Below are 22,594 nucleotides of genomic sequence, written 5' to 3' on the forward strand. Positions count from 1 at the left end.
AAGATGCCTGTTCCACACCAACTCAATTTTATTCAACAACAGGCAAGATGCCTGTTCCACACCAACTCAATTTTATTCAACAACAGGCAAGATGCCTGTTCCACACCAACTCAATTTTATTGTGGAACGGGCCGAAGAGCCCGTTTCTAAACAGATTTAAATTGTAGATTGCAGAAGCGTTATAATAAACAAAAAATTAAGTTTTGTAAAGACCCTTGACTGCAACATTTACACCCAAAAACAGCCGCACCTGGCACGCTCTCAACCCCCTGTGGCAAGGAGCAGAAGACGCAGTACAGAAGGGTTTGCCCCACACCAAGCTCGCACCGGCGTGGCAAATACTGCTCCTGGGCGACGGTTCCCCCACCCGTCACCTGCAACTGCTGACAGGGGAACCGACAGAAGTTGATGTCATCGATATGTCTTTAGTGGGTGAAGACGCAGACGGCGCACCAGAGCAAATTGTCGCGGTTCCGGGGCCGCGCCTGCGCCGCCAAGTGTGGCTGCGGACAGCTTCGGGACAGCGCCTGGCCTATGCGACTTCTTGGTGGGAAGCAAGCCACGTAGATGAATATTTACAAAATAAATCTTTGCCAATTTGGGCTAGTTTAGCGCGGCTGCGGACAGAGTTGTATCGCGATGTGCAGGGCATTTATTGCGGTGATTCGGTGGCTTTGGAGTCAGCTTTTGAAGAGTCGGGGCCTTTTTGGGGGCGACACTATTTGTTTTGGCATCACGGGAAGCCATTGACTCTGATTTATGAGGTGTTTTCGCCTTATCTAACTAAGTATTTGGGGTCGATGCAATTGGATGTTGATTGAGACTGAGATATTGCACCATTATCAATCAGGCTTTCAGGGCGGGCTAGAAGCCCAACCCCTACTCCGCACAATAAAATTCATCTCTTGTGGAACAGGCCGGAAAGCCTGTTCTCAAGAAGAAGAGGAAGAAAATAAGGAGGGTGTAGAACAGAAGCTTCTACCTATTCATAGTTGTTCGATGAAACTTCACTCGCAAACCGTCGCGGGGATGCGGAGTCGGTACTGTGACCAAATCCAAATCTTGATCGGGTAAAAGCTCCCATTCAAACTCCCGAACAATCTTTGCTGCAAACAACTTCATTTCTAATCGGGCAAATTCTTTGCCCAAACATTCTCGCAAACCTCCACCAAAGGGCAAGTAACTGAACGGTTTAGCCGATCGATCCGAGCTAAATCGATCGGGGTCGAAGCGATCGGGTTCGGGATAAAGTTGACTATCCTGATGCGTCTGATTGATTTGATAAAGCACCGTCCAACCCTGGGGAATTTCGTAGCCGGCGAACTCGCAAGCATTAATTACCTGACGAAAACCGCCTCCCACTGGCGGAACCAACCGCAGCACTTCTCGCATAACCTGCTCTAAATAAGTCATTTGTTTGAGTTGTTCCAAGGTTAGCGGTTCAGTTGCGGGGAACTGCTGCTGTTCGGCGCGGACTTTTGCCATCACATCGGGATTTTGAGCTAGGAGAAGACAAAAAGAGGCGATCGCCGAAGTTAAAGTTTCGTGTCCCGCAAACAGCAACAATAGCACTTGATCTTTTAACTCATCCAAACTCAAACTATTTCCCTCGTCATCGCGAGCCGAAATCAGCAAACTCAAAGCATCATTGCCGCTAGGGGTTCCTTGTTGGCGATCGCGAATAATCTTTTCAAGTTCTGCCAACAGCAGCTTGCGGGACTTTTTCGCCTTGCCAAACTGAGTCCACGGCACATCTAAAGGAATCGAAAATAAACCATTGCACCAAGTTTCAAAATTATGTCCCAGCGACGTTTCCGAACCATTTTCAATCCCTACCAACAACTTAGCCGCAACATCAAAAGTATAATTTCTCAGTTCAGGATACCAAGTCATGGTTTCCATTCTGCCCCATTTTTCCAAATAGCGCTGAGTGATATTTTCCATCGCGCCGATGTAGCCGGCCAAAGCTCGCGGCTGAAACGCTTGGTACAGCAGCTTGCGCCGATTTTGGTGGTTAGCACCCGTTTGTAACGACAAGGAAAGTGGCCCTAAAAGCGCTCTCGTGCTGGCAGGCCAAGTCACAACAAAATATTGGTTTTCATTGCTTAAAACAAACAAATTCGCCTCTGGGCCGCACATAAAAACTGTAGGCTGTCCGAAAATGCGGGTTTTGAAAATATTTCCGTACTGCTGCTGGCGTTTTTTGGCGAATTGGGCATCTTGCAAAAAGTTGATGGTATCGCCAATTAGGGGTAAACCGAAACTGCCGGGAGGTAATGCCATTTTAGATTTTAGATTTTAGATTTTAGATTTTTAATATCATATCAAGTTTAGTTGGAGGGTGGACAATACGCACCCGACAAATTTCTGGTAAAATAAGTTTTCTCTATTTGTAACCTGTCGGCTGCGTCAGTCTTAAAGTTATTACAAAAAAATCTGGTTTTTCCAACTGATGCACCTTAGTATTTTGGCCGAACCACAAATTTAATTTTCTGTTGTTTTAATCGGAATCTCGATTATAAATTCAGTGCCTTTCCCCACCACCGAGAAACACTTAATTTCACCTTTATGTTTTTCGACAATAATTGAATGGGAAATTGCCAAACCCATCCCCGTTCCTGAACCGATCCGTTTGGTAGTATAGAAGGGGTCAAATATCCGCTGCTTGACTTGATCGGTGATACCTGCACCGTTATCAGCAATTCTAATCACAACGAGAGTACCTTCTACCTCTGTACGGATGCGAATAATTCCCGGATCTTCGAGCGGTTCTTGTAACACGTCAATAGCGTTAGCGATAATATTCATAAACACCTGATTCAACAGTCCGGCGTAGCACTCCACTAGCGGCAATTCTCCGTATTCTTTAACGAGTTGAATGGCTGGGCGATGGAACTCCGTACCCGCTACGCTATCGGGCTGAACTTTCAGACGGTGTTCTAAAATCATCAATGTGCTGTCGATGCCTTCGTGAATGTTAACCTTTTTCATGTCCGATTCATCAAGGCGAGAGAAATTCCGCAAACTCCGCACGATATCCCGGATGCGAGTAGCTCCCACCTGCATAGAAGACAGCATTTTCGGCAAGTCCTCTAGCACAAAATCCAGCTCTAATACCTCTATTTCCTCCTGAAGAGCAGCAGAAGGTTCCGGGTATTCATCTCGATACATTTGCAGCAGTTTCATCAGGCTTGTGGTGTATTCTTCGGTGTAAGTAAGATTGCCGAAAATAAAGCTGACGGGGTTATTGATTTCGTGGGCGATTCCTGCTACCATCTGACCGAGACTCGACATTTTTTCTGCCTGCACGAGTTGGGTTTGAGCTTGCTGGAGTTCGCACAGAGTTACTTCTAGTTTGGCAGTTTGTTCTTGCGCTATCCGAGCTGAATCGACGCTTTGAGTGTAGAGTTCCGCTTGACTGATGGCGATCGCCAATTGATTGCCCACCGCCACTAACAGTTCCACTTCCTCATCGCTCCAACACCGCACACTGCTAGAAGCACTACAGCAAATCAGCCCGATTTTACCAGCAGATGTTTGAAGGGGAATGTCTAGCAAAGAATTGAATCCTATATAACTGAAAAACTCCCGCTCGACTGGATCGGTAACAGTCTCAAAATCATCGACCCGAATAATTTCCAAATTGGCAATCCGCTCGGCATGAGAACCAGTCACACCAGCAGGAACTAAACCCAACAACGAAGGCAAATCAGCATTTTTTGCCTCGTATTGCACGGCCCAAACTGGCGGCGAGGCGTCCGGCCAATACCACATAAACAGACAGCGATCGAGTTGCAGCAACTCACGAATCTGCTGCACAGTTGTAGCCAAAATAGTATCTAAATCCAGAGATTCCCGGATATTGCTAGCTAGTTGGTTCAGCAGCGCTTCCTGCTCGGCTAATTTGCGGAATCTCGCTTCCGACTTTTGCAACTGTCTTTGGGATTCTTTTTGTTTTGTAACGTCCAAACCCAAACCGATTAAGCCGATCACGTTACCGGAATCATCTTTGACCTGAGTTTTAATTGTCTCGAAATGGTGATAGGCACCATCAGTAAGCTGGAGAATTTCTTCAGAATAATAGGGAATATCTTGGCTCCACGCTTGCGCGTCAGATGCCAGAGAGTTAACAGATGCTTCTAATCCCAAAACTTCGGAATAGTGAGAGGCTGCTAAAAATTTTGATTCGGGAATACCCACATCTTCGCAAAAAGTTTTGTTAACTGATAACATCCGCCCGCTAGCATTTGTCATCCACACCCAGATCGGAGAGTTGTCAATAATTGCCCTTAAAGTTTGCTTTTGTGTAGCGAGAGCAACTTCTGTTTGTTTGCGCTTAATTCCCAGGGCGATCGTATCCGCACTTGACGCCAAAGCAATCAGCGTTGATTCGTTCAAATCCTGGCGAGCAAACATCGCGATTACTCCCAGCAACTGATTGTCAACAATTAGCGGATATCCAGCAAAAGCCACCATTCCTTCACGCGCAGCCCATTTTTTGTCCTGGATTCGGGGATCTTCTTTCACACAATTAGTGATGTGAGGTTGTCGCTCCAAGGCGATTAAACCAATCTTGAACTCGCCGACAGCAATGCGGCTGTGAGCGCCGTCAATATGAGTATATATCCCCGCGCTTGCTTGCAGTTGCAATACATTTCCGTCTTCATTTAATGTCCAAATCCGAGCAAAGGCAACATCCAAATGGCGCACAACTCCATCGGCGCAATATTGCAAAGTTTTACGCAAACCCTGGTTTTGAGTTAGAACAATTCCCACATCTGCTGTGAATAAAGAAAGTTTCAATTGTTCTGCTAAAGCTTGTTCTGCTATTTTGCGCTCTGTAATGTCCGTAGCAGCACCGAGACGCTGCTTAATTTTTCCCTCCTCTGTTCTGCTAAATACAATATCCCGGCTGACTAACCAGTGCCAACAATTCTGTCGATCGCGTACCCGATATTCGTACTCAATAACTTCGCCGTCGGGAGCATTTTCTAATTGCTGAAAATAGCCGGGAAATTTAGCTAAGTCGTCAGGGTGGAGGATGGTGGGCAGTAGATTGCTGCCCATGTTTTCAACTTCTGCCCTCGTATAGCCGAGGGTGTCAGTGATTTCGCGGTTGCTGTAGACATTTCGCTGCTCGGTTTCGTCGTAAACATAGAGAAGATTCGGGCTGGTATTGGCAATTCGCTCAACAAAACGCTGGCTCTCTTGCAGCGCTGCTTCTGCTTGTTTTCGATCGGTAATGTCCATCGAATTGCCTATCAGGCGGTAGATTCTGCCGGAGGCATCGCGCAGTGGCGTCAGAGTTACCATAAACCAATGTTCTACGCCTTCCAACTCGGTCTTGTTTTCGTAACAAATCGAGGTGCTGGCTGCCAAACAATCAACGTATCTTTGCCGAATATCTGCTGCTACTAGCGGGGGAAAAACCTCTTCTGGGGTTTTGCCTTGGACATCGGCGATTAAAAAGCCTGTAGAGGCTTCTGTAGCAGTATTCCAACCTGTGTAGCGCAACTCTGCGTCGGCGGTGACATCTACCACAAAAATAGCTTGATTAGAGCCGTTATAGATGCTGTTTAAAAATTCTTCTTGTTCGCGCAATTGGGTTTCGGCTTTTTTGCGTTCTGTAATGTCGGTGCAACTGCCGACAACGCGATAAATTTTGCCCGATCCGTCCCGCAGCGGAGTCAGAGTTACGATCGACCAGATTTCTCTAGCGTCAAAAGTAGCGGGATATTCGCGGGAAATCGAGCTGCCTCTTTCCAAACAGTCGCTCAAATTCTGCCGGAACATTGCTGCTATAGCTTCTGGGAAAAGTTCTTGTGGAGTTTTGCCGCGCCCAAATTGGCTGCTGATGCCTGCGAATAAATCTGCTGCTGGGTTCCAGCCTGCGAAGCGAAACTCTCCGTCGGCGCCGATATCTATTACGAAAATGCTGTAGTCTACGCTGTCGTAAATGCTGGCCAAAAATTCTGTTTGCTGCTGTATTTTTTCTTCTGTGATTTTGCGATCGGTAATATCGGAGTGCGCTCCCACCCACTCGCGAATGCTGCCGTCTGCGTTCAATACAGGCACACCGCGCACGCTCATGTACCTGTACTCGCCGTCGTGCCGGCGCAAGCGGTGTTCTACTTGGTATGAAGTGCAGTTGGCAACTGCATCAGACCAAATCTTTGCAGTATGTTGTCTATCATCTGGATGGATAGCATTTAGCCACCCCCATCCTTTAAGTTCGCTGTAAATCTGTCCCGTAAATGCACTCCATCTTGGTTGTTCGGTGACAAATTCGCCTTCGGGTTTAGTATCCCAAACAATTTGGGATGTGGCTTCAATTAAGCAGCGGTAGCGTTCCTCGCTTTCTTGTAGGGCTTTTTCTGCGCGTTTGCGATCGGTAATTTCGCGAGCAACTCCCACTACACCGGTGATGTTTCCTGCCCGATCGCGCAAAGGACTTTTGGTAGAAAGAAATGTCAGGATGTTGCCCTCGCTATCTTTTGCTACTTCCTCGATCTTTTCCTCAATACCAGATTGCCAGATCTGGCGGTCATTTTCCACAAGCATATCTGCAATATCCGGCGGAAATAATTCTGCATTTTTTTTGCCAATAATTTCTGATTTTGGGAAGCCAATAATGGCCGCCGCCTTAGAATTGACCAATAGGTGATTGCCCTGAGTATCTTTGACAAAAATGCTGTCGCCTGTACTTTCGATTACGCTTTCAAAGAGGATGTTTCTCTCTAGTAGCGCTGCTTCTATTTCTTTGCGATCGCTGATGTCGCGAGATATGGCAACTACGCCGACAATATTTTCTTGAGAGTCACGCCAAGGGTATTTTGCTGTTATAAACGTTCGTATAGCCCCGTTGTGTGGTATATCTTCTTCATATGTCAAACATTCTCCGGCGGCAGTCACTTTGCGGTCTACTTCGATAATTTGACTGGCTATTTCAGCAGCAAATAATTCTGCATCATCTTTGCCTATAATTTCCTCGATCGGTTTTTCCAAAAATTGACATACTGCAGAATTAGCGATTATGTAGCGGCCTTGAATATCCTTGACACAAATGATATCCGGCGTGCTTTCAATCACAGAATGCAAGATAGAATTGGTGTACTGGAGCGATTCTTGGGTGCGTTGGCGATCGGTAACGTCGCGGCCGACACCATAAATCAATTCTTCCTCGCAAACAGGACTAGCACTCCAGGCTACCCACTTGTAAGACCCGTTTCGACACCGCCAGCGGTTTTCAAACCCAACAGTATTATTCCCCGCAACAATACTTTCAGCTTGTTTTAAAGTAGTTTCGCGATCGTCTGGATGCACGAATTCAATAAAGAGTTTGCCCACAATTTCTGCTGGGGAATAGCCTAGAATGTTTTCTGCTGCTGGGTTGATGCGTTTTAAATAACCGTCAAAACCTATGACGCACAGCATATCTAGCGAGAGACTAAAAAAGCGATCGCCCCCGTCGGGTTTGCTGGATTGGCGATCGTTTTGGGCGGCGACAGCAGAGGCGTTTAAACGCGCCGATACCGCCAAAAAGACAATATTTGCTATTGCCAAAAATCCCAGGGCGAGTTGAGTATAGTACAAATTATCACGGCTGCCAGCTACGAAACACCCGTTTAACACCAGCAGTACAATTATCAAAATTGAGAATACACTGCCAGGGGCGATCGTCCCTACGCTGATTTTTTTTTCATACTCCTTGCTGCCTTCTGCCTTTTCTATTCTGGTGACTGCTGCGGTAATTTTTGTCAACAACACGTGCAGTAAGTTCGAGAATTTAGTGCTTTTTGATTCTTCGATACGAACAGAAGATTTCATTTTTTTAGTTGTGATCCCGTTTTACGTGTGGTGAGCCCAAATTACAATAAAGCTGTTTAAATATTGTTAAACTTTCCTAGCTTGCGAAATCTAGCGGTTTAACATTTGCGTAAATCTACGCAAACCGACCATAGAATTAAGTGTATTTACGGAATTAGGGAGTAATCTCTTTTTAGCTGGGGTGGGCATTTTCTACTTTTTCCGACTCATAGAGAGAGTTTATCTATAATACTACGCTACATATTGCTCTTAGTCATTGGACATTTGGCCTAATCTAGCTAATCTTGGACGCAGAACCTAATTATGTAGGGTTCGCCTGAAGCAGCTTGGCGCGTTATAGTAGCGTGTTATACGACTTTTGCCGTCCAGGAATGACCGAGTTTGATGTAGGAAAATACTGCGTGGAGCGCGCTGGCTGTGGGTTGAACAACCCGGAATATTAGTCAAGTTCAAACAGGTTGAATTTGAGCATAAATTATGAATTTCAAATAAAGATAAACTGTGGATTTCTGAAGATAAAATGAAAAAAATATTGGTAGCAGTTTTTCGTTGCACTCCTATGTTCGCGCGTAAGGGCTAATTAGTAATTGGTAACGGGCAATTGGTAATTGATACGAGTTTAAAACACTAGATATCAATTTTGTTGTGATTCATCAGCAGGCGATGGGGGCCAAGGCGCCACAGCACCCAAAGCAGATTTGCGGCCTAATTGCTGTTGCCGAATTCGCTCCAAATTACCCGCAGGAATAGCAGCTATAAGTTGCCGCGTATAAGCTTGCTGCGGTTGGCGGTAAATGCGCTCAGCAGTGCCAATTTCCTCGATTTTACCTTTGTTCATGACGATCGCCCGATCGCTCATAAACTTGACCACGCTCAAATCGTGAGAAATAAAAATATAAGTCAGTCCAAACTCTGTTTGCAACTCTTTTAACAAATTTAAAACTTGCGCCTGCACCGACACATCTAAGGCGGAAACCGACTCATCGCAAATAATAAACTTAGGATTCAAAGCCAAAGCTCTAGCAATACAAATTCGCTGCCGCTGTCCGCCCGAAAACTCGTGAGGGTAGCGCCGCATAAAATCTGGATTTAAACCCACTCTATCCAACAAATAAGCCGCGCGATCGCGCTGTTCTTTCTGGTTCTTACCAAAACGGTGAATCACCATCGGTTCCATCACCGCATCCCCAACATTTAGGCGCGGATCGAGAGAACTAAAAGGATCTTGAAAAATAATTTGCATATCGCGCCGCAGCCACCGCAATTTGCGATCGTACTCTTTTTTCATCCGATAATTAGCCATCCACTTGGCTGCCGAACTACTTCTGGCAGGAGGCGTAATTTCTTGACCTTCAAAAAACACTTTACCGCTGGCCACCGGAATTAATTGCAGCAAAGCTCTCGCCAAAGTTGATTTGCCGCAGCCAGACTCGCCCACCAAACCCAAAGTCTCGCCCGGGTAAACCTCAAAAGAAATATCGTTTACCGCCATAAACAAGCGTTGAGTTTCCCCAAACATTCCCTTCACAGGAAAACCGACTCGCAAGTTATTAACAGCCAGCAAAGGCTCGGAAATATTTGGCAGCCGAGGCTGTTTTCCTGTTGCAAAAGCGGAAAGTCCGCCGCTGCTGTCGCCGTCTAAATCGACATTTTTCTCGATAATTACTAATTCGCCGCTGGCATTTGTGGTGACATCCATAAAATCGGAAACCGTCGGCAAACGGCGCATTTGCCGATCGAGAGTTGGGCGGCAAGCTAACAGACCTTTTGTGTAAGGATGTTGAGGATTGCTGAAAATTTGTTCGATCGCACCGCACTCAACAATCTTGCCTCGGTACATCACCGCCACCGTATCGCCAATTTCAGCAATGACGCCCAAATCGTGGGTAATAAAAATCATTGCCATGCCTCTAGAGTCCCGCAACTCCCGCAGCAAAGCTAAGATTGTTGCCTGCACGGTTACGTCCAAAGCCGTGGTAGGTTCATCAGCAATTAATAAAGTTGGATTGCAAGAAATGGCCATTGCAATCATCACGCGCTGGATTTGACCGCCTGAGAGTTCGTGGGGGTAGCGATCGAGCATAGCTTGTTTTTGGCCGTTGACGAGCTGCATCAAATCGCGATCGTCCTCGCCACCTACTTCTTGCCGCAAAGCCAAACACCGCTGCCTGATTTCATCGTCGCCCGGTAGCAGCTTCACTTCTTGCAGCAAAGAAGCAGCTTTGCGCCGCGCTTCTGTCTGCGACACCTTTTGGTGCAAACAAATAGCTTCTGTGAGTTGAAATCCGATCGTATAAACCGGATTTAGCGAACTCATCGGCTCTTGAAAAATCGTCGCAATCTGGCTGCCCCGGTATGTTTGCTTTTCCCTGTCCGGCATTTCCAGCAGATTCACAGGCCCATTGCTAGCGCCGTCTTTTGTCGGAGAAAACCAAATTTCGCCATCGATTTTGGTTGACGAACTCGACAGCAAACCCATAACAGCCAGGGATGTTACCGATTTTCCCGATCCCGACTCTCCCACGATGCCCAGAGTTTGCCCTCGGTTGACCTCAAAGGAAATGCCGTCAACCGCTTTGACGGTTGCAGACGCATCGCCTGCGTCCGCAGATTGAAATTGAACCCGCAGGTTGCGAACTTCTAGGACGGTTTCACTCATGGAAGTCTATGGCAAAAATTAAAGGGAGACTAAGTGGATTGTAGCAGGGCCTGTGGAAGGCAGAAGGCACGGGGAAAGTTTTAAGATTGCTTCGTTCCTCGCGAAGCGTGGCAATCTGAAAACTCAGAGCTAGTTATAGCGGATCTCAATCAGGTGAGGTACTCGCCGGCTTTCTTACCAATTCCCCAATCGAAAATCGAAAATCGAAAATCGAAAATCCCAATCAGTACCTCACTCTATTGAAAATTGCGATAAGTGCCTTCTGCCTGCAATTTTCCTCAAAAACCGATGACTTGAGTGTCAGCAGGCAGTGCAGTGGCCTCGGAGACCTTTTTAAACACGGTTGCCTGATCGTTTAAGGAATTAGGTCTGGCCTGTCCGGGATTGGTGCCTTGCAACTGAAGGCGCATTTGACCTTCGGGAGTCAATTCAAAAACAGTCTCAACGGTTTCTGTGCTGCTGAGGCCGACATCAATGTGCATCGGTTTTTCACCGAGATTAACTTTGTACCTCATTTCTTTGGCGCGGGCGGCTCCGTCGGGGCCTTTCGCCATGAGAAACAATTTGCCTTCTGGGGCAAAGACGAAGGTGAAAGACTGACCGGAGGGGACTGTGCCTTGCCATTGGCCTAGGAGTTGCTGGTCGAGGCTGCTAGCGGCCGGGGCTGCTGTTTCTTGGGCAATTGTTGGTGTTGCTGCGGATGCTGGGCCGAGTGAGGCGTTGAAGCTAATGAGGATGCCCAAGCAAAGGCTACCTGCGATCGCTTTACCAATCATTTTTGAATTAGACATGAGACCGATCTAAAAATTGGTTATTTGTTTTGTACACTGTAGCGGTAAAACCGTACATTAGTTTAGTTTAAATCCCTTTTAGGGATAGATATAGGTTGAGGTTCAAACCTGCAACCCAGTTGTCATCCCCGGAGTAAAGCTTTTCCTGAGCTTGTTGAAGGGTTACCGGGCTTTCAGTTTTTTTTATTCTTGTAAAATCCCATACAAATCCGGCTTAACCTGCACAGTTCGCTGTTCTGAGTAGATTGTTCTTCACTCAAAACAGCTAATTGACTATTGCGTTCGATCGCACCCCCAGATAGTTTGGCAAATCGATCGCATTAATAGTCGGTCATTAATTTTTTTCAGTATCGGGTTCGACTTGTTCTGTCGGAGATTCCGGCGCGGGTTCCTGTGGATTTCGCGATCGTTTCATGTGATCCAATGCCTCTGCGTAAGACCAAGCCATGCTCACAAGAAAAGCTTTCGCCATGCCGGACAAATTTTGTGCATCCTCGCTTTCAGGCGCTTCAGCTTTTTGGTTGCCGTCGTTCATCATGTTTTTGTTTTCTCCCGGTCAGGTTTTTCTAGCGATTTTTTGCAGTGTGCGATCGATACCCACAAATTATGATTTTTCTTGCACCCGCACCCTACTTATGTTTGAGGATATGACCTTGATTACCACGAATAATATCATAAATACACTGATTCGATGACCGAATCAGAAAGAAACCTTAACTTCGCTGGTGGCCCGCAACACTGACTCCTGGTGGAAAGTGTGCTTGTAAGTTTCGATAATTTCATGAATAGCTTGATTCGTTGCCGGACTACTTTCATAAATTAAAATAACTATTTTAGAGTTTTCTCTAATCAGAATTCCAGAGCTGTTGAGAAACTGCCCGGAGCCGTCTAATACGGTTAGCCCTTCCCGAAAGCGAGGGGTAATAACCGCCTTGACAAACTCCTGCCATTCGGATTCAGAAATTATCTCGCCTCCCGGTTTTGTTAAGCCAAAATACAGTTCATCTTTGAGGAGATTTGTTTGCTTGGCATTAGTATCCGAAGTTTCGGAAAGTTGAGCGTGGGCAATTGTCGCCGGACAAACAGGCAGGATGAACAGCACGCCGGTCAAGCAAAGACTTTTAAGATGTTTATTCATCAGGAATTACGCGGAAATTCTATATTGTGGGCTGTTGTTTCTAGCGTGCCATTGAAATGCTGATTGAGAATACTGCAATATCTCAGTTTTAACCACCGAGTCTGAGCAACGAGTTTTTAACGCGAATTTGATTTAATTTAACATAAAAGACTTCCAACTCAAAAACCCAGTTTCTCAGGTGAAACCGGGTTTTTGAGCGTCAGCCCAAGTTTATTTATGCTCGCCTACTTGATTGCGTCTGTCGTATTAAGTAGCTCAACCTATTTAAACTTCAAACTTTTGAGGTGTTCAGAAACCCGAAAGGGCGATCACTCTTGGCTGCGCCCCTACAGCCATCAGGTTTCTCAGTGTTATATTTTTTTAGGTGGAGCTAGTTATCCTTTAATTCGCGGATACTTCTCTTAGCAGTGTCTTGATACATCTCCCCGAATTCTTTCACGGCTGCTCCTGCCTCTTGCCCAATCTTCTGAGCTCGTTCGCCCGGAGAGTCTGAGGTTTCGCGAGCTTCTTGCCTCCATTCCCGCGTTGTTTGGGGTCTTTCAGAATTGTTTAGCTCAGATTTTGAGCTGGCTTGCGTGCCAAAACCTTGGTTAGTACGTCCCGAATCAACAGTGGTTGTCAGCACCAGAAAACCGACTAGGACAACACTCAAAAAACTCTTAATTTGAAAGCCCTTAAGCAGGGAACTGATGCGAGCAATGGCTGTGGAAATCAAATTCATCTCAGTAATACTCCCTAAGTTGATTGGTGATAATTTTCAACATTTTTTCATCTAATTGACTCGCTCCAAAATTAGCAGCTAATGCGAGGTAAAGCCAACTTAGCTTTAACTTCCCATTAACCACCTAAGTAGAGTTATAGGTTAGCGATAAAATCTGGTAAATACGCAACCTATGTGTCAGCCAATTAGCTTTTTCACACATGAATATCACGTTAACAGCAGCCAAAGAGTTCTACCTCTAACTAAAGTCATAACTTAGTTAGAAGCAAAAAAAATATTTTTCAGCACAGGGTTAGACAATTTTTAATCAATCATGCTATGCAGGGCAACTTCTTATTGCAAGCGATCGCCCGTTTTCACGTCAAACCAGTGCAGCAACTGAGGCCCAAAAACCAGCTCTACAATTTCGGAATTCCAGTGGCGGTCATTTGGCAGCAAAGCCCGCACTGTTACTGACTCCACACCTTTAACTCGGACGCTAACTAAATTTTGCATTCCCAAGTTTTCCACTAAAAAAACCTCACCTTTAATTGCCTCGGGGGCCGACATATTGCCGGCCTCTACATCTGCCAAGCCGACGTGTTCCGGGCGAATTCCTAACACAATTTCTGGTGGCACAGTCGGCAGATTTGGGAGTGGAACTCCAGACTCGCCTAACATAGCAAAATTGCCCTGGCATTTAAGCACGAGCAAATTCATTTGCGGGCTGCCCACAAAACCCGCTACAAACTGATTGGCCGGACGAGTATAAATTAAATGTGGCGGGTCTAGTTGCTGCACGTTGCCGCTGTTGAGAACTGCGACTTTGGTAGAAAGCGTCATGGCTTCGGTTTGGTCGTGAGTTACGTACACTACAGGAGCTTTTTGGGAGGAAAATAATTGTTTGAGTTCGGCCCTAACTTTTTCCCGTAATAATGCGTCGAGATTGCTCAAAGGTTCGTCGAGCAAAAATACTTCCGGTTGGCGCACTAAAGCGCGGCCGAGGGCGACTCGCTGCCGCTGTCCGCCTGATAGTTTTCCTGGTTTGCGATCGATTAATTCCGTCAATCCGAGGGATGTTGCAACTTCTGTGACTAACCGGTTGATTTCGCTAGAGGAGATTTTGCGAAGTTTGAGGCTCGATGCCATATTCTCGTATACTGTCATGTGCGGATAAAGCGCGTAACTTTGAAAAACCATTGCAATATCCCGATCGCCCGGTCTGAGATAAGTGACATTGCGATCGCCAATTCTAATCTCGCCTCTAGTCGGCTGTTCCAACCCTGCAATTAACCTGAGAGTCGTAGATTTGCCGCACCCCGACGGCCCCAACAAAGTCAGAAATTCCCCTTCGCTGACATCCAAACTAATGTCTTTTACGGGAACAACTTTAGGGCTGTAGGTTTTATTGAGGTTTTTGAGTTGCAATTTTGCCATGATTTTTAAAGTGTTGACTGTTGACTGTTGACTGTTGTTACAACTGATATCTTGCACCATTCTCAATAAGCCTTTTAGGAACGGGCTAGAAGCCCATTCCACAAGAAATCTACTCTTTGTGGAACAGGCCGAAAAGCCTGTTCTTGAGAATGGTGCAAGATGTGAGTTACAACTGACTGCTGACAACTGACTATCCCTTGACTGCACCCGCAGTTAAACCCTGAACGATGCGCCGCTGGAACACCAAAACCAGCAAAACCAAGGGCAAAGTTCCCAAAACGGTAGCTGCGGCGATCGGCCCGTAAGGAATCTCAAATACTGACACCCCGCTGAGTTGAGCCGTGGCGACGGGGATTGTTTTTAGAGATTCGCGAGTCATAAATGTTAGTGCAAAAATAAACTCGTTCCAAGCTGAAATAAATGTCAAAATTCCAGTTGTGACTAAAGCTGGAAATGTCATCGGTAGCACGATTTGCCACAACATTTGGAAAGTGTTGTATCCGTCCACTTTAGCGGCATCTTCCAAATCTTTTGGCAATTGTTGAAAGAAACTCCGCATTACCAAAATTGTCAGCGGCAAATTGATAGCAGTGTAAGGAATAATTAATGCTAAATAATTATTCCCTAAATCCAAAGCTTTGACAATTTCCAGCAGTCCCAAAAATAGCAGCACCGCCGGAAATAGCGTCACAATCGTTACAGTTGCCAGGATGATTTTCTCGCTCCACAGTCGCAACCTGGCCAAAGCGTAAGCTGCAGGAGCGCCTACTGCTAAACACAGCAATGTTGAAGTAATAGAAACAAAAGCGCTATTTAAAATGTAAAGTGCAAACGGGCGGCGTTGGAACAGCGACAGGTAATGCTCGAAAGTAATTCGTTTGGGAATGTAGACGTTTGGAATCGCTGAAATATCTGCATTTACTTTGAAAGAAGTTAGCACCTGCCAGATAATAGGTGCGAGAAAATATGCGACGATTAATATCGCCGAGATTGGCAAGATTAATTGCCGGATGTTAAAGGTTTTTTGGGTAGGTTGTTCGCTGGCGATGGACATAATTTATACCAAGGAAATAAAAGTGCAATTGTTGGTTATCTCAAATCTCAAATCCCAAATCTAAAATCGTTTTAGTTTCCGCCGGCTGCATTGATGCGGGCTCTCGATAACAGGTAAGCGGCGAGCGCAACTGCTGCCACTAACATCAAAAAAGTACACACCACCAACGCCGCCCCGTACCCAAAGTCTAAATACCTCATTACCGTGCTGTAAATGTAGATAGAAACCGTCTCCGTTGCCCCCGCCGGCCCCCCTCCCGTCATCACCTGAATCAAGTCAAAAATGCCGAAAGATTGGGCAAATCGAAACAGCAAAGCAATCACAATTTGCGGCATCAGCAGGGGCACCGTAACTTGACGGAAACTCTGCCAGCTACTCGCGCCGTCAATCGCGTGTGCTTCGTACAAATCAGCGGGAATTGATTGCAATCCCGCTAGCAAAAGCAAGCTGACAAAGGGCGTAGTTTTCCACACATCTGCTGTAATTACTGCCATCATTGCTAAAGTCGGATCTCCCAGCCAGCTAATGGTATTTTTAATCAATCCTAATCGCCTCAAAATGTCGTTAATTACGCCGTATTGGTCGTTAAAAATCCACGCCCAAGCTACTCCCATCAATGCAGTGGGCAGCGCCCAAGGTAGCAGGGAAATTGTCCGAACAATGCCGCGCCCTGGGAAGGATTGATTTAATACTAAGGCAATGCCCATACCGATAATTAATTCCAGCACAACAGAGGCGACTGTAAATACTGTGGTGTTGCCTAAAGTTTGCCAGAAACGCCCGTCACCTAACATTCGACTGTAGTTAGCAAAACCGGAAAAAACCAGTTTTAATTCAGTACCGAGGTTTTGGGTGAATAAACTCAGCCAAAAAGCGCGTAATATTGGGTAAGCAAATACTAGCAGCAGAATTATCAAAGCTGGTGCTACTAATATCCATCCGGTTTTTTGTTCGCGCTGTCGCATCTTGTCTAATTGCATATTGTTCACCTTTAATTTATTTTTGGGCGGGCTAGAAACCCACCCCACAATTGAATTAACTTTTTGTGGAACAGGCATCTTGCCTGTTCGGGCGGGCAAGATGCCCAACCCCTACTCCCCAAAATAAAAAAAATCACTCTTTGTGGAACAGGCATCTTGCCTGTTTCTAACTCTTTGTGGAACAGGCATCTTGCCTGTTTCTAACTCTTTGTGGAACAGGCATCTTGCCTGTTCGGGCGGGCAAGATGCCCAACCCCTACTCCCCACAATAAAAAAATTAACTCTTTTTGGAACAGGGATCTTGCCTGTTTCTAACAGAATAGCAAGATGTCAGTTTTACGAAGCTTTGGCTGGTTTCAAACTGCCTAATAAATTGCGAGTTTCGCTAGCTGCTGCTTTCATTGCTTGTTCTGCACTCATTCTCCCGGTAAAAGCTGAACTTAAATAGCGCTGCAAAATATCAGAAGCTTGAGCGTATTGTGCCAGGGGCGGGCGCAAAGCTGGCCGTTCCACTACTTTTAGCAGTTGCGGGTAGTGGGGATATTTTGCGACTATTTCTTTGTTAGTAAATAGGGATTTGTAACTGGGAATCAAACCAGTTTCTAAAATAAATTTGCGCTGGGTTTCCTCGCTGGTAAGGTACTGAATTGCTCTCCAGGCTTGTTCTGGATGTTTTGAGGTTTTGGCAATTCCCCAGCCCCAGCCTCCCAAGCAGGAACCGCCTGTTTTACCCGTACTGCTGAGCATTGGCTCGATCGCAATTTTGCCTCTAACATTCGATCCTTCGGCATTTGCCAGCTTCCAAACATAGGGCCAGTTTCGCAAAAATAGCGCTTTGCCGTTTTGAAACAAAAGCCGGGTTTCTTCTTCGCCGTAGGTGGTGACACCCGGAGGAGAAATGCCCGAGGCGATCGTATTTTTGAGAAATTCCACTGCTTTAATTGCCTCCGGTTTATCTAACCCAACTTCAAAAGTTTGAGGGTTAGCCCAGAAGCCGCCGAAACCGGAGAGCACTTCGACAAACATCGCAGAGACTCCCTCGTATTGTTTGCCTTGCCACAGATAACCCCAAGTTGCTTTTCCCTGTTTTTGCAAGTTTTGAGATATTTTTACCATCTCTTCAAAGGTTTTAGGCGCAGGAATTTTCGCTTGTTCTAAAATGTCTTTGCGGTAATAAAGCATTCCGGCATCGGAAGCATGGGGAATTCGGTAAAGTTTGCCCCGATACCGTCCGCCTTCGACGTTACCTTGAATGAATTTGGAAAGTTGTTCCGGGGGAATTTTGTCTGTCAAATCGCTTACCCAACCTGCGGCTGCAAATTTGGGAACCCAGACAATATCCATGTTGATGATGTCGTAGGGCGATTCGCCTAAAAGAAAGGCAGATGTGTAAAGATTTTCTATGAGGTTGCTGTCAAAAGGCCCTTCTATAAGGTTGATGCGAATGTCGGGGTTTTTCTGTTCAAATTCTTTGACAAAGGGTTTCCAGTTAACAAGGTCTTGACCTTGCATTAACATGGTGAGCACGACTGGCTGTTGAGTCAGTGCCGGCAGAATAAATAAAAGCAAGACGGTGGCTAATGTGACAGCGAATAAGGCTAAAAGACGAGGCTTCTGCCTTCGTTGCTGCGGGGAATTTATTTTTTGCATTTGCTTTTGAGAAATGGCGGTGCGATCGCCTTCTTTCTCTCATAACTCGCTTTCTTTTGTTTCGCTGGATTTAGCGAGTTTGTGCAATAAAAGTTTAAGTAAACTTTAGCTTACTTAATAATTCTTGAGTGAAGATTGCACATTTTGATTTAACACTCTCGATAGCGAGTTAAGTCAACATCTATCTACAGAGAGATATTAAGAAAATTGTCTAAGATAGCAGTTGTCAATCGGATGAAACTCACATCTTGCACCATTGTCAAGAACAGGCTTTCCGGCCTGTTCCACAATGAAATTCATCTCTTGTGGAACAGGCCGGAAAGCCTGTTCCTAAACAAGTAATTGAGAATTGTGCAATATCTCAGATGAAACAAAGTAGGGACTTATACCCAGCCTAATTCCCTACAGATGCTCGCATACAATCTATATTTATTCCTACTTTTAAGCATTGGTATAACTTTTGTCGATCGCCCGATCGACGAGCTATTCTACTATAAAAACTCGGTTTCTGAGTAAGTTCTAAATACAAAAAACACCGCTCCTCAAAACAGGAGAACGGTGTATAGGGGGTGTTATGGGTTGTTGTCTGGAATTAAGATTAACAAATGACGATCGGCTGAGGCTATGCCTTGTGATGGTTAAAAAATTGGCACAAACCTGCACGATCGCCCGTTGATCGATCAACCGCGAGCAATTAGCCCAACCATTCCACAACAGCATCCTGCTTGGTATTGGTGCGCCGTTCTGGGGTTTCGCGGTTGAATTTCAAGTGGATGGCGCGGTTTTGTTCGCCGTCTGCTGCTACTGCAAAAATCGGATAGTCGATTAAGCCGTCTTGGAAGGACATCTGGAAGCGGAAAGTGCCGTCAGCATTGAGTTTAATCGGCTGTCCGCCTACGTAGACGGTAGCGTCGGGCTCGGTGGCGCCGTAGACGATCAGTTCGGCATCAGCAACTAACCAGAACTGGCGGGGGCGCATCGGGGCGGCGAAGCCAACTCCCGACATACCGACACCCGACATACCGAAACCGGACATGGTGAGACCGGACATACCGACACCCGACATGGTGAGGCCGGACATACCGACACCCGACGCGGTGAGACCGGACATACCGACACCCGACGCGGTGAGACCGGACATACCGACACCCGACGTGGTGAGGCCGGACATGGTGGGAGCCGCCCACATTCCGACGCCGGAGGGGAACACGTAGGAACTTAGAGCTTGTTCGTGGATGCCGACTTGCTGGACGGAACCGGCTACGTGCTGCATGGAACCGAAGACAGAACCGGCTACGCGCAGGGATTCGGCAGATTCTGCCATGCCGAAGATTTGTTCGTAGATGGCGTTGCTGGTGCTGTAACCACCGCCATTGACTGCTTTTGCGAGTTTCTTGGCCGGAGGAACCAGTTCGGCGAAGGTTTTGCCCTGCAATTCTTCTTCCCAGTCGAGGGTGATGAATTGATCTTCAATCCAGTCGCTGGGATACACGGGAGGAACGCGGACTTCAGCCGATCGAGCTAATACCAGCCAACGGCCATCTGCACAGCGGTAGCCGATGTCGATCGCGTAGTCCCGATCGCTGACGGGGATTGGCACGTACCATTCCCGCGCCAGTTCGTCGCAGGGATATTCTTGAATGCTGTGCGGGCTTTGAGTTTCGAGGTTAACATCTGTAACGTCGTAGATCCGCAGGGCGAGTTGTTGTCCTCCTTGGCGACGCAATTCTTCTTTGCGATTGTTGGGAATATCCCAGTAGGTGTAAGCCCATTCTGGGTCGCGGGGCATTAAAACCACCCGGCTTTCGCCGTAGCCGTTGGGCAAATCTGCTAAACCTTCATCTACAGACGACAAAGAACCGCCTGTTCTATCTTCTTGACCGAGTTCAAACTTTGCTGCTTCCACTGCTTCTTGTGCCTCTAATTTGCGAGATGGGCTGTAGGAAAATTTGGTGTGTTGAATTTCTTGAATTGATGCCAGAAGTTGCGATTTCCGCATCCGGCTGTAGCGAGAGACTCCACATTCGCTAGCAACTCTGCGGAGTTGTCGCAAAGTCATCTCTTCTAATGGTGGGCGTTCTTTTGCCATGAGTTGGTTCTCCACTAATTTAGGATGGCGGGTTAGATTTTTCCTTTCAACACAAATGTATTGACTTTTTGAGTTAGAAACTCTTTTAAATTGACATATTATCGAGCTTCCAAATCTCTCCAACCTTTGAAGCCTTGCTTGTTTTTAGCTTGTCTTTTCCCCTATGCGATCGGGGGTTTGGACTTATTGGCTTCTGCGCGCACCGTCCGATCTAAATAAAGCTTTATCTGTCGATTCTTGATTGACAAGATCGATTTTGTGAGTGCGACCGGTGCTGCTAGCTAGCAACGCTGTGCTGGCAGCACACGCGCTATTCGACTCCCAGGGCTGCTTAATCCAAGCATTTCTTTGGGATCGCTTTGTCATGACTCAATGTTGCAGACAAGTTGCGATCGGGTCAAGGGGTCTTTTGCCTCAATCCTGGGTACTTATACGCATTTTCGTGATTTTGGGGATCAATGTGTCAGGGACTCTTGACATTTGGGAGATTGGGGGGATCGGTGCAGCAGCAAATGTCAGGATTTGATGACATATTGCCCTAGGGGGCTTTTGATGGGTTTGGAGGGTGGGGGCGATCCGTCTGAAATATCTATATCTTTAGAAATACGATCGCACTTCCAGCCAACTATTCTCCCGATGCTTCCCTCTCCATCACTTCCTGTCACCAAGGGATTAAATTTTTGTTGGCGCGTTCATACTATATGCTACTATAGCATATAGTAGCATAGTAAAATCCAAGATAGAAGATACAATGTCTATAAAATTAAAAGAAAAAGAACTCGTGGGTGGAAAACGCAAGCGGGAGTTGATAGCGGTATACATCCCCAAAGAAAAGAAAGTCGCTTTAGAGGCGTGGGCAGCCTCAGAAGAGCGATCGGTTTCTTGGATAGTTGCCAAGCTGATCGATCGAGCACTTTGCTGCCGTCAACAGCAGCAGGAAGGTTCGGACAATGACAACTAACCCACTTAGCTATCTCGAAGATCCTGAAGATGAAATCCAGCGTATGGGGAATCCTCAAACCGAATCCGTTGTAGCAGGAACCAGAAAAAAAGCAGTTGAACGTTGCTTAGAAGAAGCATAAGGACGGAAGTTACTCGCCATTCAACACTTTCAGAAGAACATTTGGCAGTGTATTTTCCCAGGAGGCGAAGATGAAGACTAAAGGTACAATTGTTTGGGACTATAAACAGGGTTGGACTTCTCCAGAACTAGAAGTTCCGGCAACAGGTAAAATTGCTATTTTTGTCGATTACCCAGATGACGACTTAAGTATGCCCATCATCGAACCAGAAGTAGAAGAACTTTTGTCAAGTTTAGGTTATGTTGGTGAGGGTCGCTACATTGGAGAAAACGATCGCCTCAAACCCTGCGATACAAAAACTGTCACTTATGTAGAAACATTCTCTATTGAAGAGTTGAGCCATCATCTTATAATACTGAATCAAACTATCATTCCGAGGGAATGGTTTTATATCTTAAATTCAGAGGGAAATATTATCCATCTTCAAGAGGCGATCGTTCCAGCATAAGCGATCCGCTTGGGATTTACGCACGGGTGGCCAGAAACCGGGTTTTTGCGAGAAAACTTCGTCACAAGACGCAGAAACGCATAAAAACCCGGTTTCTTTGGTCTGAGTCGGCAAGTCCTGAGAATGAATATGTCTTTGGGAAGATGATAAACTCCAAAACATCCGGCTGAGGCTGTCGGAGGACTGAAAGTGAAAAGTAATCAGACTTCTTTAATATTGATAATCAAGGAGAAACTATGGACCCGATCACCTCAGCAATTTTTTTAGGAGTTGCAGGAAATTTAGCAACCGATGCGCTCACAGCCGCTTACACAAGCCTTAAAAAGGCTTTAACCAAGAAACATGGTCAAGATAGCGACTTGGTTGAGGCGGTTAACAAATTGGAAAAAACACCGGACAGAGACGATCGCAAAGCAACAGTAGAGGCTGAGGTAAAAATCGCTAAAGCTAATGATGATGCAGAACTGGTGAAATTAGCTAAAGATTTGCTCAATCAACTCAAAGACCAATCAGGTGGCGTACCTAATATCACCCAGAATGTTAGTAACGTTAAATTTGCTGCCACCTCTGCAACTGGAAATTCGACGATAAGTCAAATCAATGACAACGCACCAGCAGAAGACGGGAAGAAATAATCTTATACCCATTCTGAAGATTACAGCTAGACATAGCACGCTATATCTGTAAGGACACGGTAATGTCGTGTCCTTACCTGTAGCTCAAATTTTAAAAATATTAC

At 46.1% G+C, this 22,594-nt stretch carries 18 protein-coding genes; 5 read left to right on the forward strand and 13 right to left on the reverse strand.

All coding sequences use genetic code 11. The annotated features are described in order from the left end of the window. Positions 1-215 precede the first annotated feature (215 nt). Positions 216-821, forward strand: coding sequence for a chorismate lyase (locus QUB08_RS18015; RefSeq protein WP_333225990.1), 606 nt, complete (start codon positions 216-218; stop codon positions 819-821). A gap of 157 nt (positions 822-978) precedes the next feature. Here the strand turns inward: QUB08_RS18015 and QUB08_RS18020 are convergent, their stop codons facing one another. The 13 genes from QUB08_RS18020 to QUB08_RS18080 all read right to left on the reverse strand — a co-directional run bounded on the left by QUB08_RS18020 (position 979) and on the right by QUB08_RS18080 (position 20,691). Then, positions 979-2,283 carry a cytochrome P450 gene (locus QUB08_RS18020; protein ID WP_333225991.1) on the reverse strand — a complete coding sequence of 435 codons (1,305 nt, stop codon included), beginning with the start codon at positions 2,281-2,283 and terminating at the stop codon, positions 979-981. 201 nt (positions 2,284-2,484) lie between these two features. Continuing rightward, complete coding sequence (locus QUB08_RS18025; RefSeq protein ID WP_333225992.1) at positions 2,485-7,827, reverse strand: PAS domain S-box protein; 5,343 nt, start codon at positions 7,825-7,827, stop codon at positions 2,485-2,487. Positions 7,828-8,461: 634 nt separating this feature from the next. Next, the gene (locus tag QUB08_RS18030; RefSeq protein WP_333225993.1) at positions 8,462-10,486 is read right to left on the reverse strand and encodes an ABC transporter ATP-binding protein; all 2,025 of its coding nucleotides are present in this window, start codon (positions 10,484-10,486) and stop codon (positions 8,462-8,464) included. A 278-nt stretch (positions 10,487-10,764) separates the two neighbouring features. Further along, entirely contained in the window at positions 10,765-11,277 is a 513-nt protein-coding gene (locus QUB08_RS18035) for a hypothetical protein (RefSeq protein ID WP_333225994.1), read from the reverse strand. Positions 11,278-11,611: 334 nt separating this feature from the next. Next, the gene (locus tag QUB08_RS18040; RefSeq protein WP_333225995.1) at positions 11,612-11,815 is read right to left on the reverse strand and encodes a hypothetical protein; all 204 of its coding nucleotides are present in this window, start codon (positions 11,813-11,815) and stop codon (positions 11,612-11,614) included. Between the two features lie 162 nt (positions 11,816-11,977). Then, the gene (locus QUB08_RS18045; RefSeq protein ID WP_333225996.1) at positions 11,978-12,415 is read right to left on the reverse strand and encodes a DUF3574 domain-containing protein; all 438 of its coding nucleotides are present in this window, start codon (positions 12,413-12,415) and stop codon (positions 11,978-11,980) included. A 370-nt stretch (positions 12,416-12,785) separates the two neighbouring features. Continuing rightward, positions 12,786-13,136, reverse strand: coding sequence for a hypothetical protein (locus tag QUB08_RS18050; protein WP_333225997.1), 351 nt, complete (start codon positions 13,134-13,136; stop codon positions 12,786-12,788). A gap of 333 nt (positions 13,137-13,469) precedes the next feature. Next, the gene (locus tag QUB08_RS18055; RefSeq protein WP_333226036.1) at positions 13,470-14,552 is read right to left on the reverse strand and encodes an ABC transporter ATP-binding protein; all 1,083 of its coding nucleotides are present in this window, start codon (positions 14,550-14,552) and stop codon (positions 13,470-13,472) included. 190 nt (positions 14,553-14,742) lie between these two features. Further along, positions 14,743-15,606 (reverse strand): carbohydrate ABC transporter permease, encoded by an 864-nt coding sequence (locus QUB08_RS18060; RefSeq protein WP_333225998.1) that lies wholly within the window; start codon positions 15,604-15,606, stop codon positions 14,743-14,745. Between the two features lie 71 nt (positions 15,607-15,677). Beyond that, complete coding sequence (locus QUB08_RS18065) at positions 15,678-16,586, reverse strand: sugar ABC transporter permease (protein WP_333226037.1); 909 nt, start codon at positions 16,584-16,586, stop codon at positions 15,678-15,680. A 336-nt stretch (positions 16,587-16,922) separates the two neighbouring features. Then, positions 16,923-18,236: an ABC transporter substrate-binding protein gene (locus QUB08_RS18070; RefSeq protein ID WP_333225999.1), complete on the reverse strand. Its 1,314-nt coding sequence runs from the start codon at positions 18,234-18,236 to the stop codon at positions 16,923-16,925. Positions 18,237-18,930: 694 nt separating this feature from the next. Then, positions 18,931-20,325: a DUF4912 domain-containing protein gene (locus QUB08_RS18075; RefSeq protein ID WP_333226000.1), complete on the reverse strand. Its 1,395-nt coding sequence runs from the start codon at positions 20,323-20,325 to the stop codon at positions 18,931-18,933. Between the two features lie 183 nt (positions 20,326-20,508). Beyond that, the gene (locus QUB08_RS18080) at positions 20,509-20,691 is read right to left on the reverse strand and encodes a hypothetical protein (RefSeq protein WP_333226001.1); all 183 of its coding nucleotides are present in this window, start codon (positions 20,689-20,691) and stop codon (positions 20,509-20,511) included. 385 nt (positions 20,692-21,076) lie between these two features. Here QUB08_RS18080 and QUB08_RS18085 point away from each other — a divergent pair, with 385 nt between their 5' ends. The 4 genes from QUB08_RS18085 (at position 21,077) to QUB08_RS18100 (ending at position 22,490) form a co-directional block, all read left to right on the forward strand. Then, on the forward strand, positions 21,077-21,286 hold the full coding sequence (locus tag QUB08_RS18085) for a ribbon-helix-helix domain-containing protein (protein ID WP_333226002.1): 210 nt from the start codon (positions 21,077-21,079) through the stop codon (positions 21,284-21,286). Beyond that, the gene (locus QUB08_RS18090) at positions 21,276-21,407 is read left to right on the forward strand and encodes a hypothetical protein (RefSeq protein WP_333226003.1); all 132 of its coding nucleotides are present in this window, start codon (positions 21,276-21,278) and stop codon (positions 21,405-21,407) included. The genes QUB08_RS18085 and QUB08_RS18090 overlap by 11 nt, the downstream gene beginning before the upstream one ends. Positions 21,408-21,477: 70 nt before the next feature. Further along, positions 21,478-21,855: a hypothetical protein gene (locus QUB08_RS18095; protein WP_333226004.1), complete on the forward strand. Its 378-nt coding sequence runs from the start codon at positions 21,478-21,480 to the stop codon at positions 21,853-21,855. Positions 21,856-22,091: 236 nt separating this feature from the next. Continuing rightward, entirely contained in the window at positions 22,092-22,490 is a 399-nt protein-coding gene (locus tag QUB08_RS18100; protein WP_333226005.1) for a hypothetical protein, read from the forward strand. The last annotated feature ends 104 nt before the right edge of the window (positions 22,491-22,594 follow it).

Origin of the sequence: Microcoleus sp. BR0-C5 (assembly GCF_036705045.1) — a bacterium.
Lineage (GTDB): Bacteria > Cyanobacteriota > Cyanobacteriia > Cyanobacteriales > Microcoleaceae > Microcoleus.

Excerpts from the sequence above, each read along its gene's own strand:
- QUB08_RS18020 (WP_333225991.1), bottom strand. The coding sequence starts at position 2,283 with ATGGCATTACCTCCCGGCAGTTTCGGTTTACCCCTAATTGGCGATACC.
- QUB08_RS18025 (WP_333225992.1), bottom strand. The coding sequence starts at position 7,827 with ATGAAATCTTCTGTTCGTATCGAAGAATCAAAAAGCACTAAATTCTCG.
- QUB08_RS18030 (WP_333225993.1), bottom strand. The coding sequence starts at position 10,486 with ATGAGTGAAACCGTCCTAGAAGTTCGCAACCTGCGGGTTCAATTTCAA.
- QUB08_RS18035 (WP_333225994.1), bottom strand. The coding sequence starts at position 11,277 with ATGTCTAATTCAAAAATGATTGGTAAAGCGATCGCAGGTAGCCTTTGC.
- QUB08_RS18040 (WP_333225995.1), bottom strand. The coding sequence starts at position 11,815 with ATGATGAACGACGGCAACCAAAAAGCTGAAGCGCCTGAAAGCGAGGAT.
- QUB08_RS18045 (WP_333225996.1), bottom strand. The coding sequence starts at position 12,415 with ATGAATAAACATCTTAAAAGTCTTTGCTTGACCGGCGTGCTGTTCATC.
- QUB08_RS18050 (WP_333225997.1), bottom strand. The coding sequence starts at position 13,136 with ATGAATTTGATTTCCACAGCCATTGCTCGCATCAGTTCCCTGCTTAAG.
- QUB08_RS18055 (WP_333226036.1), bottom strand. The coding sequence starts at position 14,552 with ATGGCAAAATTGCAACTCAAAAACCTCAATAAAACCTACAGCCCTAAA.
- QUB08_RS18060 (WP_333225998.1), bottom strand. The coding sequence starts at position 15,606 with ATGTCCATCGCCAGCGAACAACCTACCCAAAAAACCTTTAACATCCGG.
- QUB08_RS18065 (WP_333226037.1), bottom strand. The coding sequence starts at position 16,586 with ATGCAATTAGACAAGATGCGACAGCGCGAACAAAAAACCGGATGGATA.
- QUB08_RS18070 (WP_333225999.1), bottom strand. The coding sequence starts at position 18,236 with ATGCAAAAAATAAATTCCCCGCAGCAACGAAGGCAGAAGCCTCGTCTT.
- QUB08_RS18075 (WP_333226000.1), bottom strand. The coding sequence starts at position 20,325 with ATGGCAAAAGAACGCCCACCATTAGAAGAGATGACTTTGCGACAACTC.
- QUB08_RS18080 (WP_333226001.1), bottom strand. The coding sequence starts at position 20,691 with ATGACAAAGCGATCCCAAAGAAATGCTTGGATTAAGCAGCCCTGGGAG.
- QUB08_RS18085 (WP_333226002.1), top strand. The coding sequence starts at position 21,077 with ATGTCTATAAAATTAAAAGAAAAAGAACTCGTGGGTGGAAAACGCAAG.
- QUB08_RS18090 (WP_333226003.1), top strand. The coding sequence starts at position 21,276 with ATGACAACTAACCCACTTAGCTATCTCGAAGATCCTGAAGATGAAATC.
- QUB08_RS18095 (WP_333226004.1), top strand. The coding sequence starts at position 21,478 with ATGAAGACTAAAGGTACAATTGTTTGGGACTATAAACAGGGTTGGACT.
- QUB08_RS18100 (WP_333226005.1), top strand. The coding sequence starts at position 22,092 with ATGGACCCGATCACCTCAGCAATTTTTTTAGGAGTTGCAGGAAATTTA.